The sequence below is a fragment of the Streptomyces sp. NPDC017936 genome, assembly GCF_044328485.1.
Taxonomy (GTDB): domain Bacteria; phylum Actinomycetota; class Actinomycetes; order Streptomycetales; family Streptomycetaceae; genus Streptomyces.
This window is the reverse complement of record NZ_JBIRHK010000001.1, coordinates 628,845-643,785: the sequence shown is the minus strand read 5'-3', so window position 1 is coordinate 643,785 and position 14,941 is coordinate 628,845. Positions and strand designations below refer to the sequence as shown.

The window sequence follows — 14,941 nt, the reverse complement described above, 5'->3', positions numbered from 1 at the left end:
TCACCGCTCCCTGACCAGCGCCGCGTACGCCCCGCCGCGCGCGACGAGGTCCTCGTGCCGTCCGCGCTCCACGACCGTGCCGTGCTGCAGGACGACGATCTCGTCGCTGTCGCGCACCGTGCTCAGCCGGTGGGCGATCACCACGCACGCACAGCCGCGCCGGCGCAGGTTGTCCATGACGACCAGCTCGGTCTCCGCGTCGAGCGCGCTGGTCACCTCGTCGAGGACGAGGACGCTGGGCCGGCGCACCAGCGCCCGGGCGATCTCCAGGCGCTGGCGCTGCCCGCCGGAGAAGTTGCGGCCGTCCTGCTCGACCCTGCTGTGGATGCCGCCGGGCCTGCGCATGACGACGTCGTACAGCGCCGCGTCCCGCAGCGCGTCGACGACCGCGTCGTCGGGGATCGACGGGTCCCACAGGGCCACGTTGTCGCGGACCGTGCCCTCGAAGAGGAACACCTCCTGGTCGACGAAGGAGACGGAGGAGGCGAGGGCCCCGCGCGGGATGTCCTCCAGGCGCTGTCCGTCGATGCGGATCACGCCCTCCCACGGCGTGTACAGGCCGGAGATCAGCCGGGACACCGTCGACTTGCCGCTGCCCGAGCCGCCGACCAGCGCCACCTGCTGCCCGGGGCCGACGGTGAGGTCGAAGCCGGTCAGCAGGGGCTTGTCCAACGGGCTGTAGCCGAAGGTGATGTTCTGCAGTTCGACGTGGCCGTGCAGCCGGCGGGTGGAGTCGGCGCCGGCGCGGCGGTCGTAGAGCGGGTCGGCGCGGAAGTTCTCCACGTCCTTCAGCCGGGCCACGTCCGCCGCGAAGTCCTGGATGCGGCCGGCGACGCCGTTGAGCCGGGTCAGGGGCGCGGTGAAGCGGGTGACCAGCGCCTGGAAGGCGACCAGCAGGCCCACCGAGAGGTGGCCCTCGATCGCCCGCACCCCGCCGATCCACAGGATGAGCGCGCTGTTCAGCGTGGCGAGCGTGGGCGCGACCACGCCCAGCCAGGCGCTGGGCACCCCGAGCCGCTGCTGTTCCTCCAGCGTGGTGGCGTGCTGCCCGGCCCACTTGCGGAAGTAGCCGTCCTCGCCGCCGGTCGCCTTCATCGTCTCGATCAGCTGCAGGCCGGTGTACGCCGTGTTGGTCAGCCGCGCGTTGTCCGCGCGCAGCTTCGCCGTGCGGGTCGCGCGCAGCCGGATCACGATCCGCATGGCGACGATGTTGAGCAGGGCCACGCCGATGCCGACGAAGGTCAGCTGCGGGTCGTAGGTGTAGAGGAGCACGGCGTACAGGACGACGACGATCGCGTCCACGCCCGCCGAGGCCAGGTCGCGGGCGAGGGTCTCGGCGACGGCGTCGTTGGACTGCAGGCGCTGCACCAGGTCCGCCGGGCTGCGCTGGGAGAAGAACGTCACCGGCAGCCGCAGCAGGTGGCGCAGGAAGCGGGCGCTGGAGAGGGTCGAGGAGATGATGCGGCCGTGGTGGAGGTTGGCCTGCTGCAGCCAGGTCAGCGCGACCGTGAGCAGCACGCACGCGCCCATGGACGCGAACAGCACCTCCAGCAGCGAGGTCTGGCCACCGATCAGGAACATGTCGATGTAGGTCCGGCTCAGCGCCGGGACGGCCGCGCCCACCAGGACCAGCAGCAGGCTCGCGAGGACGGCGGCCGGCAGGGTGCCCGCGGTGCCGCGCAGCCGGGCGGGCATCGCGCCCAGCACGCCCGGCCGGCGTCCGCCGCGCTCGAAGCCCTCGCCGGGCTCCAGCACCAGCACGACACCGGTGAAGCTGCCGTCGAAGTCCTCCGTCGGCACGAACCGGCGGCCCTTGCCGGGGTCGTTGACGAACACGCCCCGGCGGCCGAAGCGGCGGCCCGTGCCGTCGTAGACGACGTAGTGGTTGAACTCCCAGAAGAGGATCGCGGGCGCCTTCACGTCCGCGAGGGCGGCCAGGTCCATCTGCATGCCCTTGGCCGTGAGCCCGTAACTGCGGGCCGCCTTCAGGAGGTTGCTCGCCCGGGAGCCGTCGCGCGAGACGCCGCACGCGATGCGCAGCTCCTCCAGCGGGACGTGCCGGCCGTAGTGGCCGAGGACCATCGCGAGGGACGCGGCCCCGCACTCCACGGCCTCCATCTGGAGGACGGTGGGGGTGCGGACCGTTCTGCCCCGGCTCGTGGGGGCGGTCCGCCGGGGCGGCGCGGCACGGCGCCTGCTCCGGGTCTCCTGGGTGGCGGTCACGGCAGCAGCCAATCGACGGGACGCTGATCGGCCAGCCGGATGGAACCCGTGGCCATGGTCATGGAGGTGAGGGGGTACGGCGGCCCGTCCGCGGAGGACCAGCGGTAGCCGCTCCTCGTCGACCCGGAGGTGTCGAGGCGGACCAGGACGGCCACCGGGCGGCCCTTCTTCGTGAACTGCTCGCCCAGCTGGCCGTCGCCGAGGAACGCGGCGATCTGCTGCGCCGACTGCGCGGTGCGGTCCACCGACTTCACGTGGCCGCGCAGCACGCCGTACCGCTGGGACGGCACGGTCTGCACGGTCAGGTCGACGGCCGCGCCCGCCGGGACGGAGGCGGCGTTCTCCGCCGGCACGTACACCGTGGCGTACAGCGGGTCGTCGGCGTGGGCGACCTTCTCGACGGCGGCGACGTTCGCCCCGGTGGAGATGATCTGCCCGATGGTCGCGGCGAGCGCGGTGACGCGGCCCGCGGCGACCGTGCGCACCACGGTGTCCCCCTCGGCGGTACGCACCGTCAGCACGGGGGAGTTCGCGGGCAGCCGCTCGCCCTCCTTCACGAGGACCGCGGTGACCTGGCCCGCCACGGGGCTCTGCAGGATGTAGCTGCCCTCGCCGTGTGTGAGGACGGCGGGGGCGCTCACCGTGGAGGCCACCGAGCCGGTCACCGCCCACACGGACGCGGCGGCGAGCGCGACCACGGTCACGGACAGCACCAGCCAGCCCTGGGGGCGGGCGAAACGCACCGGCAGGTCGAGTTCCTCCGGCGACTGGAGCCTGGCGAGGGCCTGTTGGCGGAACTGCAAGGGACTTCCCTCACCGGTCGGAGCGGGGCGGAACGGCGTCCGGGAGTCCCGGAGCCGTCACCGGCTCCGGGACTCCCGGGAGTCACAAGGGCGCGATCAGAGACCGGCGACCAGGTTGGCGACCGGGGCGGTGTTCAGGCCGGTGACACCCTCGACCGTGCCGACGACCGTGTCGACCAGGCCGGTGACCGGGGCGACGCCGTCCACCAGGCCGGTGACGGTGCCGAGGGCGTTCACGGACAGGCCGCCGGAGACGTTGTCGAGGTCAGCGTCGGCGATCTCGACGGTCTCGACCTGGGGGGTGGAGTTCATGGGGGAACTTCCCTTCGTGTGGATATCTCATAAGGGGGGAGCGGCCCCCTCTGGGGACAGACGACGGCCGCGCCCGCGGGTGCCGGGCACACCTTTTCGGGAAAGCCCTCGCGGCCCCCGCGGTGCGATGGATCAAAGCAGGTCCGACGCCGGCCCATCCACTCGATCACGCTTCTCACCTGGGCACTTGCGTCACAGGAGCGGGAAACCGTGCAGGCGCGCCCACGCGTTGTCGCCGACTTCTTCACACCTCGGGCCGGGTTCGTCCGCGGGGGCGGCGGAGGCCGGCGCGGCGAATCCGACACTCCGCCCCAATGGCACGGCCGGCCCCCGGCAGTTGTGCAGAACCCCTGCTCGCCGTGGTTCGCTTGGGCGATCACTGTGCAGATTCTCTGAAGCAGGGATTCCGCTTCCCTAATCGGGCAATCCGTCAGCGCCCCGCTACGGTGCGTGTCAGCCCAGGAGGGCGTAGACGGTGCTCGCCCGCGCCGCGAGCTCGCCCGACTTCTCGGCCGTCATCGTGACGTCCGCGAACGCCATCCGGCGGCCCAGCTTGGTGAGGACCGCTTCGATCAGGACATCCGAACCGGTCACCGCCCGCTGGAACGACGTGGACTGCTGCACCGTCGTCATCGGCACGAAGGCTCCGCGGGCGGCCGACACCGCGATCACGGTGGCGGTGTCGGCGGCCGCCATGAGCGCCTGCCCCGACAGCCCCCCGCCCTCCCGTGCCAGCGCCTGCGACCAGGGCAGACGCAGCGTCGCCCGGTCGTCTCCCAGGCGTACCGCGGACAGCCCCAGGGCCAGCACCCAGGGGGCGAAGGCGTCGGAGAGGATCTTGTCGGCTTCGGCGATCGTCATCGTCATACGGGCGATTGTTCCCCGGAGTTCGGGGCCGGAGGCGGGGCATGGCCGATTCCGCGTGGCGCGAAGGAAGCCGGCGGACGCGATTGAACGCAGCACGCGCCCCCCGCGTACCCATGGCCAACCAGGCGCCGCTGTACGGAGCTGCCGACCGCCGGCAGCCAGACCCCGTCCCCCAGGAGGTCGAGTTTTTTGAGTCACAAGCGAGTTACGAAGCGCAAGGCCATCATCGCCGTCGGTGGCGTGGCGGCGCTCGGAGCGGCGGCCGTCCTGCTTCCCCAGGCCAACGCCTCCCAGGACGGCGGCTCCGACGGCGCCGCCTCGGTGAAGACCCTCAAGGCGGGCGACGCCTCGGATCTCGCCTCGCAGCTGCAGCAGTTGCTCGGTGACTCCTTCGCCGGTTCCTACTACGACTCCGGCCGGCAGCAGCTGGTCGTCAACGTCGTCGACGTCTCCGGCGACGACAACAAGGTGATCGTCCAGGCGAAGAAGGCCGGCGCCGAGGTCCGCGAGGTGCAGAACAGCACCGCCGAACTCGACGCGGCCGCGCGGACCCTGAAGACCGAGGCGACCATCCCGGGCACCGCGTGGGCGGTCGACCCGCGCACGAACAAGATCCTCGTCACCGCCGACTCCACCGTCACCGGCGGCAAGTGGGACAAGCTGGAGTCCACCGTCGAAGGCCTCGGCGCGGACACGGCGACCATCAAGAAGTCGGCCGGAACCTTCAAGACCTTCGCCTCCGGCGGCGACGCCATCTTCGGCGGCGGAGCGCGCTGCTCCCTCGGCTTCAACGTCACGGCGGGCGACGGCTCCCCGGCGTTCCTGACGGCGGGTCACTGCGGGGTCGCGGCCGAGCAGTGGTCCGACGCCCAGGACGGCGAGCCGATCGCCACCGTCGACCAGGCGGTCTTCCCCGGCGAGGGCGACTTCGCGCTCGTGAAGTACGACGACCCCGCCACGGTCGCCCCCAGCGAGGTCAACGTCGGCCGGCAGACCGTCCGGATCACCGAGGCCGCCGAGGCGACGGTCGGCGCCCAGGTCTTCCGGATGGGCAGCACCACCGGGCTCGCCGACGGCCAGGTCCTCGGGCTCGACGCCACCGTCAACTACCCCGAGGGCACCGTCACCGGTCTCATCCAGACGAACGTCTGCGCCGAACCCGGCGACAGCGGCGGCTCCCTCTTCACCCAGGACGGCCTCGCGATAGGCCTGACCTCGGGCGGCAGCGGCGACTGCACGGTCGGCGGCGAGACCTTCTTCCAGCCGGTGACCACCGCCCTGGCGGCGGTCGGCGCGACCCTCGGCGACGGCGGCGCCGGTGCGGGCGGCGAGGCCGGCGCCGGTGACGGGGACGCCGGTGCGGGCCAGGAGGCCGGAGCCGGCGGCGAGGACGCGGGCGCCGGAGCCGGTGACGAGGCCGGCGGCCAGGAGGCGGGCGGCGAGGAGACCGGCCAGGAGGCCGGCGGCCAGGACGTCGGCGGCGAGGACGCCGGTCAGGACGTCGGCGGCGAGGACGCCGGTCAGGACGTCGGCGGCGAGGACGCCGGTGCCGGGAAGCACGACGGCGCGGGCGCCCAGGACGAGTCCGGGCTGACCGAGACGCACTGATCCCGGCTGCCGACGCGGACCCGCCGATCGGCCCCACCAGTGGTTCCGGCCGGTCGGCGGCAGGTCCGGCCCTCCGGCGGGAGGGCCGGGCCGACTCGTTCCCCGCCGCGGGACGGTCTCCGGCCGCCCGGTCACGGACGGTCCCGGCCCGAGGGGCCGGACCGCCTCACGGCGCCGGACGGTCGGGGACCGCGGCCGGACCGCCCGGGCCGCCCTCCCCGGCGTCCGCCCGGGTGACGCCCCGTCAGTCCCGCGGCCGCGACCGCAGCAACAGCAGCGCCACGTCGTCGATCCGCTCCTCCGCGGTCGCGAAGTGCCCCACGAGCCGGTCGGCCAGCTCCCCCAGGGACCGGTCGCCGGCCTCCCCGAGCCGCCGGCCCAGCTCGGCGACCGCGTCCTCGATGTCCACCCCCGGCGACTCGATCAGCCCGTCCGTGTAGAGGGCGAGGACACAGCCGGGCGACAGGTCGACCTCCGTGGTCGCGTACGTCGCCTCGGCGTCGATGCCCAGCAGCGGTCCCCCCGCCAGGTCGAGGACGCGCACCCGCCCGTCCCGGCGCCGCAGCAGCGGCGGCGGATGCCCGGCCCGCGCCATGACCGCGCGCCCGCGTTCCCGGTCCAGCCGCAGGTACAGACAGCTGGCGAACAGCTCCGCCCCCAGGTCGATCAGCAGCCGGTTGGTGCTGCGCATGACCTCCGCCGGCTCCTGACCCACCGTCGTGTACGCGCGCACGGCGGTCCGGATCTGCCCCATCAGCCCCGCAGCCGTCACGTTGTGGCCCTGCACGTCCCCGATCACCGCCGCCGGCAGGGGCCGTGACGGCACCAGGTCGTAGAAGTCCCCGCCGATCTCCATGCCCCGGGTGGCGGGCAGATAGCGGGCGGTCGCCTCGATGCCGGGCAGCGGCGGCAGCGAGGGCGGCAGCAGCGCCGCCTGCAGCCCGTGGGCCAGCTGGTGCTTGACGTCGTAGAGCAGCGCCCGGTCCAGGGCCTGCGCGATCAGCCCGGCCATGCTGGTCAGCACCGCGCGCTCGTGCGTGGAGAACGCGCGGGGTTCGGCGTAGGCCAGGACGCAGGCGCCGACCGGGCGGCCGGAGGCGATCAGCGGCAGGAAGGCCCAGGCCGCGAAGCCGTCCGGGGTGGCGTGCCGCGCCGGATAGAGGTGTTCGAGCTGCCGGCGCGAGTCGAAGAACCCCGGCACCCCGTTCCGGACGGCGTGCGCGCCGGGGGTCGGGGCCGTCAGCGGCATCCCGTCGAACCGCTCCACCACCCGCGGATCGGGATAGCCGTGGTGCCCCAGCACCCGCAGCCGGCCGGCCCGCGCGCCGAGCAGTGCCAGCGCCCTGCTGCCCACGGCCGGGGCGATCTCGTCCGCCACCAGCCGCACCACGTCCTGCACGCTCACCGTCTCGGTGAGCGCCCCGGCCAGGCTCAGCGCCTGCGACATCGACACCAGCCGGCCGGGCGCGTCCTCCTGCCCGCGCCCGGCCGGACGGGGCTGCGACACCCCGCGCGCCCGGCTGATCCGCAGACTGAGCCCGTTCGTCGACGGATACAGCCGGAAGGACAGCCAGTCCGACGGCGGACGCAGCGCCACGAACGACGTGGCGACCTGGCTGAGGAGCGCCGCCCGGTACCGCTCCTCGTACACGGGGTCGTCGAGCCAGGGCACCGACGCCCGCAACTGCGTGCCCAGCAGGTCGTCCGCCGGGAGGCCCAGCATCTCGGCCCCGGCGGCGTTGACGAACCCCACCCGGCCGCTCAGGTCCAGCGAGCACAGTCCGTACGGCAGCCGGGCCACCATCCGCACCGCCTCCACGGGGCCGAGGGCGTCGGCGGCGCCGCCGAGCGCCCCCGTGTCCAGCGGATCGTTCTCGGGCGGCAGCCGGCGGTTCCGCTCGGCGGCCCGCTCCAGGCGCCGCGCCAGCCGCGCGCAGGCCGACTCCAGGGCGTGCCGCTCCTCGTCCGGCAGCTCCCGCGGGTGCGAGCCCGGCCAGGTCACGTAGACCGCGCCGTACACCCCCGTCCCGGTCGCCAGCGGCAGCGCGGCCAGCGCGAAGGGGTAGGGCAGGACGACGGCCACCCGCGGATAGCGGCGGGCCATGTCCTCCTCGCCGCCCACCCACACCAGCCGCCGCTCGCGCACCGCCTCGGCGACCGGGATCGGCGCGCTCAGCCCCACCCGCTCCCAGGGCGCCGCGAACGACCGGGGCAGCCCCGCCACCACCGCCATCTCCAGCACCGGCTCGCCGGCCACGCGCAGGTAGACCGCGCCCGAGTGCGCCCCGACGGCGTCCATCATCGCCGTCAGCGACACCGAGAGCAGGGGATGGCCGACCGGGGCCCCGACGGCCGTCGAGGGCCGGCCCGGCCGCTGCCCGTCGGACACGGCGACCACCTCCTCGCCCGGCCGCTCGGTCCCAGGAACCAAATCTGCCCCCTGACGGCCCGCCCCGCACGGCGAGCGGCGCCGCCCCGCACCCCGCCGGTCCGCACCCGTGCCCCTCGGCCGATGCGCGCGGCGGCGTCCGGGCGCCACCCGTGCGCCCCGGCCCGGGCTCCACCGCACCGTCACAGGGGCTGCGCGAACGTCCCATAAGCGCTGTAATACGGACGTGGTCAGTCAGGGTGCTGCGCAGCGCGGACAGCGGACGCTGCGCGCCGAACTCGCTCTCGAGACGATCACAGCCGATCCCGCCTCACCCGAACGGGTGCGACGCGTCCTCGAACAGGCGCTCGTCCTCGCGGGCGCGACCCTCGCCGCCGTGTACGTGTCCGCCGACGACGGCGACCTGCTCTGCCTGGCCGACTCGGCCGGCCTCCCGCGCACGTTCTACGGGCTGCGCGAGAGCTACCCCGCCGACGGGCACTCCCCGGCCGCCGACGTCCACCGCGGCGGGCGGCCCGTCTGGCTGGGCCCGCGGGAACTCGCCGACCGCGCCGACGCGTGGCGCGCACCCGCCCTGGACGCGCACCCCGTCCCGGACGTCCACCTCGCGGCCCTGCCGCTGCGCGACGGCGCCGGCGGCTGCCTGCTCGCGGTGAGCGAGAGCCCCGGCGGCTTCGGCGCCGACGACCGCGCGTGCCTGCACCTCGTCGCCGCCGCCGTCGTCCCGCCCGCCCCCGCGGCGCCGGCCGAGGGCGAGGCACTGTCCGCCGACGCCTTCAGCCTCGCCGTGGACACCGGCCGCGTCGACGTCGGCGACGACATCCTGGAGCTGTTCGGCCTCGCGCGGGAGGAGTTCGACGGCCGGGTGGAGACCTTCCTCGGCCGCACCGTCCCGGAGGACCTGCCCTCGCTGATGTCCGTGGTCGAGGCCGACCACCTGTCCCTCGGCGAACGCGAGCTGGAGTTCCGGGTGCTGCGGCCCGACGGCCCGCCCCGCTGGCTGCGGCTGCGCGGCCGCTTCCGGCCCGGCGGCGAGGGCCGGCCCGCGCGCCTCGTCGGCACCGTCGCCGACGCCTCCACCCTGCGCTCCGACGTCACCGACGTGGCCCGCGTCCAGCGCCTGGCCGCCGCGCTCGCCACCGCCGGCACCGTCCGCGACGTCAGCCAGGCCGTCGTCTCCTCCCTGCGCGTCCCCCTGCGGGCCGACCGGATCGCCCTCGCCGAGCTCGAGAACGAACGCCTCGTCGTCACCGTCCTCGACCCGCCCGAACCCGAGGCCTGGCCCGAACTGTGGCGGACGGAGTGGCGCACCGAATGGCCCGACGCGCCCGTGCGCGCCATGCCCACCCTCGCCGCCGCCCTGCGTGAGGGCCGCGCCCAGATCTGGCCCGCGGGCACCCCCCTGGAACCCGCCCTCGCCGACGTCGGCCCCGGCGGCCTCGCCGTGCTGCCGCTGCCCGCCGACGGCCGCATGGCCGGCGCCTGCCTCATCGGCTGGGACACCCCGCACGACTTCGGACCCGACGAACGCGCCCTGTTCACCGCCACCGCCGGCCTCGCTGGGCAGGCCCTGATGCGCGCCCGCGCCTTCGACGCCGAACACGAACTCGTCGGCATGCTCCAGCGCCAGCTCCTGCCGCGCCGCCTGCCGAAGCTCCCCGGCGCCGTCGCCGTCGCCCGCTACCTGCCCGCCACCGCCGGCCTCGAGGTGGGCGGCGACTGGTACGACGTCATCCCGCTGCCCGACCACCACGTCGCCCTCGTCATCGGCGACGTCCAGGGCCACAGCACCGCCGCCGCCACCCTCATGGGCCAGATGCGCACCGCGCTGCGCGCCTACGCCGCCGAGGGGCATCCGCCGGACGTGGTGGTCGCCCACGCCAACCGGCTGCTGATGGACATGGAGACCGACCTCTTCGCCACCTGCTGCTACGTCGACCTCGACATGGAGGCCGGCACCGCCTGGTGCGTCCGGGCCGGCCACCCGCCGCCCGTCCTGCGCCACCCGGACGGCTCCACCGGCACCGCCGAGTCGGACGGCGGACCCCCGCTCGGCGTGGTCACCCAGGCCGACTACCCGATGACGCCGCTGCGGCTGCTGCCCGGCACCGTCCTCGCCCTGACCACCGACGGCCTGCTGGAGTCCGCCGAGTCCGCCCTCGACGAGGGCCTGGACCGCCTCGCCCACGGGCTGTCCGTCTCCGACCCCGCCCACCTGGACCTGGTCGCCGACGCCCTCCTCGGCGACGCCCACCGCGGCGACGACGTCGCCCTGCTCCTGCTGCGCTACGACGGCATGGCGGTACGCCCCCTGCGGGAGGGCTGGACGGTGTGGCGGGTGCCCGAGGCGGCCCGGCACGCCCGGCGCTTCTCCCGGCGCACCCTGCGCTCCTGGGGCATCTCCGACGACGTCATGGACGCCGCCCTGCTCGTCGTCTCCGAACTCGTCACCAACGCCCTCGTGCACACCGACGGCCGGGTCCGCCTCGACCTCGCCCTGATCAACCACCGGCTGCGCGTCGCCGTCACCGACGCCTCGCCGCGCACCCCCGTCAAACCGACCGACCTCGGCTGGGAGGCCACCGGCGGCCGCGGCATCCTCCTCGTGGAGGCCGTGTCCGACGCGTGGGGAACACTGCCGGTCAGCGGCGGCAAACAGGTGTGGAGCGAACTGCCGTCGGCCGGCTGATCCGCCCGCGCGGCGTGTCCCCGGGCACGCGGGGTACCCGACGGCCATGGACAGCATTGCCGCCGCCTACCTGGCGGCCTCCGGAAGGTCCGCGGTGGCCTCCGCCGCGTTCGTCGTCGTCGGCGTCGTCCTGGTCGGCGCCCTGATCTGGGCCGTACGGCTCGGCATCCGGGTGCGCGGGCGCGAACCCGCGCCGCCGCGGCCGGACGAACAGCCGCGGATGCCCGCCGCGGGCCCGGTCCGCGAGAGCCACGAGACGCGCGAACCGAACGAGATGCCGCGATCGACGGACGGAACCCGCCTCACCCCGCACGAGCTGCGGCCCACGGGCGGGCGCGCCGCCGGCGACGAACCGGACCGCCCGCGCTGGGACTCCGGCTCCAGCGGCTCCTTCGGCAGCGGCGGCCCCGGCGCCCGATGACCGGCGCAGAAAGGTGATGGACCGCCGTGACCTCGCCCCTCGACGAGAGATCCGCCGCCCGCAGGCCCGAGACGGGCTGGGCCAGGGCCCGCCGCCTGCGCCCGGACGGCCCCGCGCCGCGCACGTGCGTACCGGCGGTGGAGGCCCCCGGCACGCGGTCCGGCCCGGAAGGGAACATCGTCAGGGGTGAGGACTGAGCACCCGAGGACCCGGTACCGATCGTGGGGGACGGGGGCGCGGATCCGAAGACGGAGCGTCCCGGCGGTGTGCGCCGGGACGCTCCGGCGCGCCGCGGGACCGGCGCCCACCGGCTCGTCCCGGCACCCGCGCCGCACCCGGCCGGGCCGGGGCGCCCGGGGAGGGCGCGCCCGCCGCCGTAGGCTGAGGGCGTGCGTCTGCTGATCACGTCCGACACCCACCTCCCCCGGCGCGCCAGGGAACTCCCCGCGCCGCTGCTCGACGAGCTCCCGCGCGCCGACGTCGTCCTCCACGCCGGCGACTGGGTCGACACGGCCACCCTCGACCTGCTGGAGGACCGCAGCCGCCGGCTGCTCGCCGTGTACGGCAACAACGACGGCCCCGAGCTGCGCGCCCGGCTCCCCGAAGTCGCGTACGCCGACCTCGGCGGAGTGCGCTTCGGCGTCGTCCACGAGACCGGGCCCGCCCAGGGCCGCGAGGCCCGCTGCGCCGCCCGCTTCCCCGACCTGGACGTCCTCGTCTTCGGCCACAGCCACATCCCCTGGGACACCACCGCCCCCGGCGGCCTGCGCCTGCTCAACCCCGGCTCCCCGACGGACCGCCGCCGCCAGCCGCACTGCACCTACCTGACGGCCACGGTGGCCGGCGGGAGCCTCACGGACGTCGTCCTGCACCGGCTCCCGCCCCGCTGAGCCCCGGCCCCGCGCACGGCGATCCGGTGGACGCGCGGGCCCCGCGCCCGCCGGCACGGACGGCGTGCCGACCGACACGGCACCCGGGGCGCCGGGAGGCGGACCGGCCCGCACGCCGGACACCCCGTGCCGTCGCCCGGGCACGCCGTCGCCCCCCGCCGCGGACCGGTGGCCGGCACCGGTGCCGCGGGGGAGGGCGGCGAGGGGTCTTCCGGGAGGAGCCCGCGCGAGGACGCGGAACGCGCGAGCGGGCGGGCGGGCCGGACGAGGGCTCGCACGCCGCTCGGGGCGCGCAGCGGACCTAGAAGTCCTCGCGCCGGACCACGCACAGGGCCCAGATGATGAATCCGGAGAGCGCGATCATGATGACGGACCACACCGGGTAGTACGGCAGCGAGAGGAAGTTGGCGATGATGAGGAGCCCGGCGATGGCCACGCCCGCGACCCGTGCCCACGTCGCCGCCCGGAACAGCCCCAGGCTCACCACGACGGCGGCCAGCCCCAGGAAGAGGTGGATCCAGCCCCAGCCGGTGAGGTCGAACCGGAAGACGTAGTTGCGGGTGGTGACGAAGACGTCGTCCTCGGCGATCGCCATGATGCCGCGGAAGATGTCGAGCACGCCCGCGAGCATGAGCATGACGGCGCCGAAGACCGTCAGGCCCGCGGCCCACTCGTACTTCGCGGTGCGCGTGCGTGAGGGTGTGGCGGCCATGATGTGCCTCGCTTTCCTGGCTTTGCTGTTCCTGTCCTGTGCTCACCGACGTCCGGTCGGACGCGGTGTCCCGCCCTCACCGGGCGGACGTGCCGTGGCCGCTCAGCACGAGCTCCTTGGCCCGGCGGAACTCCTCGTCCGTGATGTCGCCACGGGCACGGATCTCGGACAGCCTGGCGAGTTCGTCGACGCTGCCGGAACCGCGACCGCTGCCCGCGGTCTCACGGATGTAGCTGTCGAACGCCTTCTGCTGGGCCTGGGCGTGAGCGACCTCGCGGCGGCCCATGTCCTTGCCGCGGGCGATCAGGTAGACGAAGACGCCGAGGAAGGGCAGCACGATGACGAAGATCAGCCATCCGGTCTTGCCCCAGCCGCTGAGCGTGTCGTCGCGGAAGATGTCGCCGATGATCCGGAAGAGCAGGATGAACCACATGATCCACAGGAAGAACCACATCATGGTCCAGAACATGCTCAGCAGCGGATAGTCGTAGGCGAGCTGTGTCGATGCGCTCATCTCTCTCCTCCGAACCTGGCCCGGAGCGCCTGCCGTTCCGTGCTGTCCTCAGCGTGTGCGCCCCGGCGCCGGACGGCCTCACCCGGCAGGGGTGAGAAGCACGGGGGCGCCGCGGCCGCGCGCCGGACGTCCCGGGCGGCGCTCACGGCCCCGCCCGCAGGTGAGCGCCGTCGGCGGGGGCGGGGGCCGGGCCCCGCGCGGCCGCCAGCACCGCCAGGACGACCAGCACCAGCAGCACCAGGCCGAGCACCAGGGCCACGACCCCGACCGTGGGGTAGTTCCACAGCAGCAGGGTCAGGGCGCCGGCCGCGATCACGATGCCGGTGGTCCACGGCCGGTGGGCGTCCAGCCAGCGGCCGGTCAGGCCGGTGCGCAGCCCGGCGTGCTCCAGCGAGCGGCCGGCCGCCGTGGTGCCGCGCTCCGACAGGCGGCGCACACCGCGGGCCCCGCGCCCCGGCCCGTACAGGTAGGCGGCCAGCGCCGTGATCACGGCCACCACCAGCAGGGTGCGGGTGCTGTCGCGCAGGAAGCGGACGAAGGTGTCGTAGATCGCCGCGGCGGCGTCGGCGGGCAGCGTGGAGGGGGGCACGGCGTCCAGGTACACCCGGCGTGCCACGGCCAGCGCGACCAGCAGCACCACCATCATCACGCCGACCCCGACCGCCGTGATCAGCAGCATCAGGCGGTGCCGGGGCGCGGTCCACACGGTGAGCGCGGCGAGCACGACGGTCACCACCGGCAGCCAGGTGCCCAGGACGTCCAGCAGCCGCATGGCGTTCTGCGCCCTGGACAGCTCGTCGGCCTGGAACAGGGTGATCTGCCGGTCCACGGCGGGGATGGCGGAGGCCTTCTCGAAACCGGCGTCGACGAGGCGCTTCTTGACCTCGTCCACCACGGTGCCGAGGTCCAGTTCCACGGTGTCCCCCTCGGCGCGCACCGCTCCGGAGTCGCTGCCGGTGAGCACGTTCACCACCGCCGTGTGGGCACGCCGGTTGGCGGCCACCCACGCCTCGTCGAAGACGTCGCTGGTGACCACGCGGTCGACCACGCGGTGCACGACGTCGGTGACGGCGGACCGCAGCGGCCCGGCGAGGGCGCCGGTGCGGTCCACCACCGCCGGGGGCGCCCCGGCGTCCGCGAGCGCCTTGCCGAGGGCCGTCGTCACCGACTCGACGTCCACATTGGCCACGACGCGGGTGGTCAGCCGGTCGGTCACGGCGTCCTGCACGGCCGGTTCCGACGCCAGCGGCGCGACGGTCTGCACGTACCGGTCGGTGTCCGACACCTCCGAGTCCACCCACGCCGCGACCACGGCCAGGGGGGCCAGCAGCAGGGTGAGCAGGAGCAGGAGCGACGCGCCCACGTAGCGCGCCCTGCGGTGACGCACGGCGGCGGCCCGGCGGAGCCGGTCGTACTCGGCGTGTTCCTGCGCGGTCAGCACGTGCCGGGCGGCGCCGCCGCCCGTGTCCGATGATGCGGGGGTCTGCATCGGGGCCTCCTCGGTCGTCGACGG

12 protein-coding genes are annotated in these 14,941 nt (G+C 74.8%); 4 read left to right on the top strand and 8 right to left on the bottom strand.

The window, feature by feature from the left end:
• The 4 genes from ACH4F6_RS02600 to ACH4F6_RS02585 all read right to left on the bottom strand — a co-directional run bounded on the left by ACH4F6_RS02600 (position 1) and on the right by ACH4F6_RS02585 (position 4,205).
• Entirely contained in the window at positions 1-2,223 is a 2,223-nt protein-coding gene (locus ACH4F6_RS02600) for an NHLP family bacteriocin export ABC transporter peptidase/permease/ATPase subunit (RefSeq protein ID WP_397957999.1), read from the bottom strand.
• Positions 2,220-3,026 (bottom strand): HlyD family efflux transporter periplasmic adaptor subunit, encoded by an 807-nt coding sequence (locus tag ACH4F6_RS02595; RefSeq protein ID WP_397957998.1) that lies wholly within the window; start codon positions 3,024-3,026, stop codon positions 2,220-2,222. The genes ACH4F6_RS02600 and ACH4F6_RS02595 overlap by 4 nt, the downstream gene beginning before the upstream one ends.
• A 96-nt stretch (positions 3,027-3,122) precedes the next feature.
• Positions 3,123-3,338, bottom strand: coding sequence for a type A2 lantipeptide (locus ACH4F6_RS02590; protein WP_397957997.1), 216 nt, complete (start codon positions 3,336-3,338; stop codon positions 3,123-3,125).
• 453 nt (positions 3,339-3,791) lie between these two features.
• Positions 3,792-4,205, bottom strand: coding sequence for a PaaI family thioesterase (locus tag ACH4F6_RS02585; protein ID WP_397957996.1), 414 nt, complete (start codon positions 4,203-4,205; stop codon positions 3,792-3,794).
• Between the two features lie 189 nt (positions 4,206-4,394).
• Here ACH4F6_RS02585 and ACH4F6_RS02580 point away from each other — a divergent pair, with 189 nt between their 5' ends.
• The gene (locus ACH4F6_RS02580; RefSeq protein WP_397957995.1) at positions 4,395-5,813 is read left to right on the top strand and encodes a S1 family peptidase; all 1,419 of its coding nucleotides are present in this window, start codon (positions 4,395-4,397) and stop codon (positions 5,811-5,813) included.
• A gap of 244 nt (positions 5,814-6,057) precedes the next feature.
• On the opposite strand, the gene ACH4F6_RS02575 is transcribed toward ACH4F6_RS02580, so the two are convergent.
• Positions 6,058-8,211, bottom strand: a complete 2,154-nt coding sequence (locus tag ACH4F6_RS02575; protein ID WP_397958209.1) for a SpoIIE family protein phosphatase — start codon at positions 8,209-8,211, stop codon at positions 6,058-6,060.
• Between the two features lie 217 nt (positions 8,212-8,428).
• On the opposite strand from ACH4F6_RS02575, the gene ACH4F6_RS02570 reads away from it, so the two are divergent.
• From ACH4F6_RS02570 to ACH4F6_RS02560, 3 genes are all read left to right on the top strand, one after another.
• Complete coding sequence (locus ACH4F6_RS02570; protein WP_397957994.1) at positions 8,429-10,891, top strand: SpoIIE family protein phosphatase; 2,463 nt, start codon at positions 8,429-8,431, stop codon at positions 10,889-10,891.
• 46 nt (positions 10,892-10,937) lie between these two features.
• Positions 10,938-11,312 carry a DUF6479 family protein gene (locus tag ACH4F6_RS02565; RefSeq protein WP_397957993.1) on the top strand — a complete coding sequence of 125 codons (375 nt, stop codon included), beginning with the start codon at positions 10,938-10,940 and terminating at the stop codon, positions 11,310-11,312.
• Between the two features lie 389 nt (positions 11,313-11,701).
• Positions 11,702-12,202 carry a metallophosphoesterase family protein gene (locus ACH4F6_RS02560; protein ID WP_397957992.1) on the top strand — a complete coding sequence of 167 codons (501 nt, stop codon included), beginning with the start codon at positions 11,702-11,704 and terminating at the stop codon, positions 12,200-12,202.
• 301 nt (positions 12,203-12,503) lie between these two features.
• On the opposite strand, the gene ACH4F6_RS02555 is transcribed toward ACH4F6_RS02560, so the two are convergent.
• From ACH4F6_RS02555 to ACH4F6_RS02545, 3 genes are all read right to left on the bottom strand, one after another.
• A complete protein-coding gene (locus tag ACH4F6_RS02555; protein WP_397957991.1) occupies positions 12,504-12,914 on the bottom strand; it encodes a hypothetical protein in 411 nt (136 codons plus the stop codon).
• A gap of 76 nt (positions 12,915-12,990) precedes the next feature.
• Complete coding sequence (locus ACH4F6_RS02550) at positions 12,991-13,428, bottom strand: SHOCT domain-containing protein (protein WP_397957990.1); 438 nt, start codon at positions 13,426-13,428, stop codon at positions 12,991-12,993.
• Between the two features lie 142 nt (positions 13,429-13,570).
• Positions 13,571-14,917, bottom strand: coding sequence for a hypothetical protein (locus ACH4F6_RS02545; RefSeq protein WP_397957989.1), 1,347 nt, complete (start codon positions 14,915-14,917; stop codon positions 13,571-13,573).
• Positions 14,918-14,941: the final 24 nt, after the last annotated feature.

Excerpts from the sequence above, each read along its gene's own strand:
- ACH4F6_RS02545 (WP_397957989.1), bottom strand. The coding sequence starts at position 14,917 with ATGCAGACCCCCGCATCATCGGACACGGGCGGCGGCGCCGCCCGGCAC.
- ACH4F6_RS02565 (WP_397957993.1), top strand. The coding sequence starts at position 10,938 with ATGGACAGCATTGCCGCCGCCTACCTGGCGGCCTCCGGAAGGTCCGCG.
- ACH4F6_RS02555 (WP_397957991.1), bottom strand. The coding sequence starts at position 12,914 with ATGGCCGCCACACCCTCACGCACGCGCACCGCGAAGTACGAGTGGGCC.
- ACH4F6_RS02590 (WP_397957997.1), bottom strand. The coding sequence starts at position 3,338 with ATGAACTCCACCCCCCAGGTCGAGACCGTCGAGATCGCCGACGCTGAC.
- ACH4F6_RS02585 (WP_397957996.1), bottom strand. The coding sequence starts at position 4,205 with ATGACGATGACGATCGCCGAAGCCGACAAGATCCTCTCCGACGCCTTC.
- ACH4F6_RS02550 (WP_397957990.1), bottom strand. The coding sequence starts at position 13,428 with ATGAGCGCATCGACACAGCTCGCCTACGACTATCCGCTGCTGAGCATG.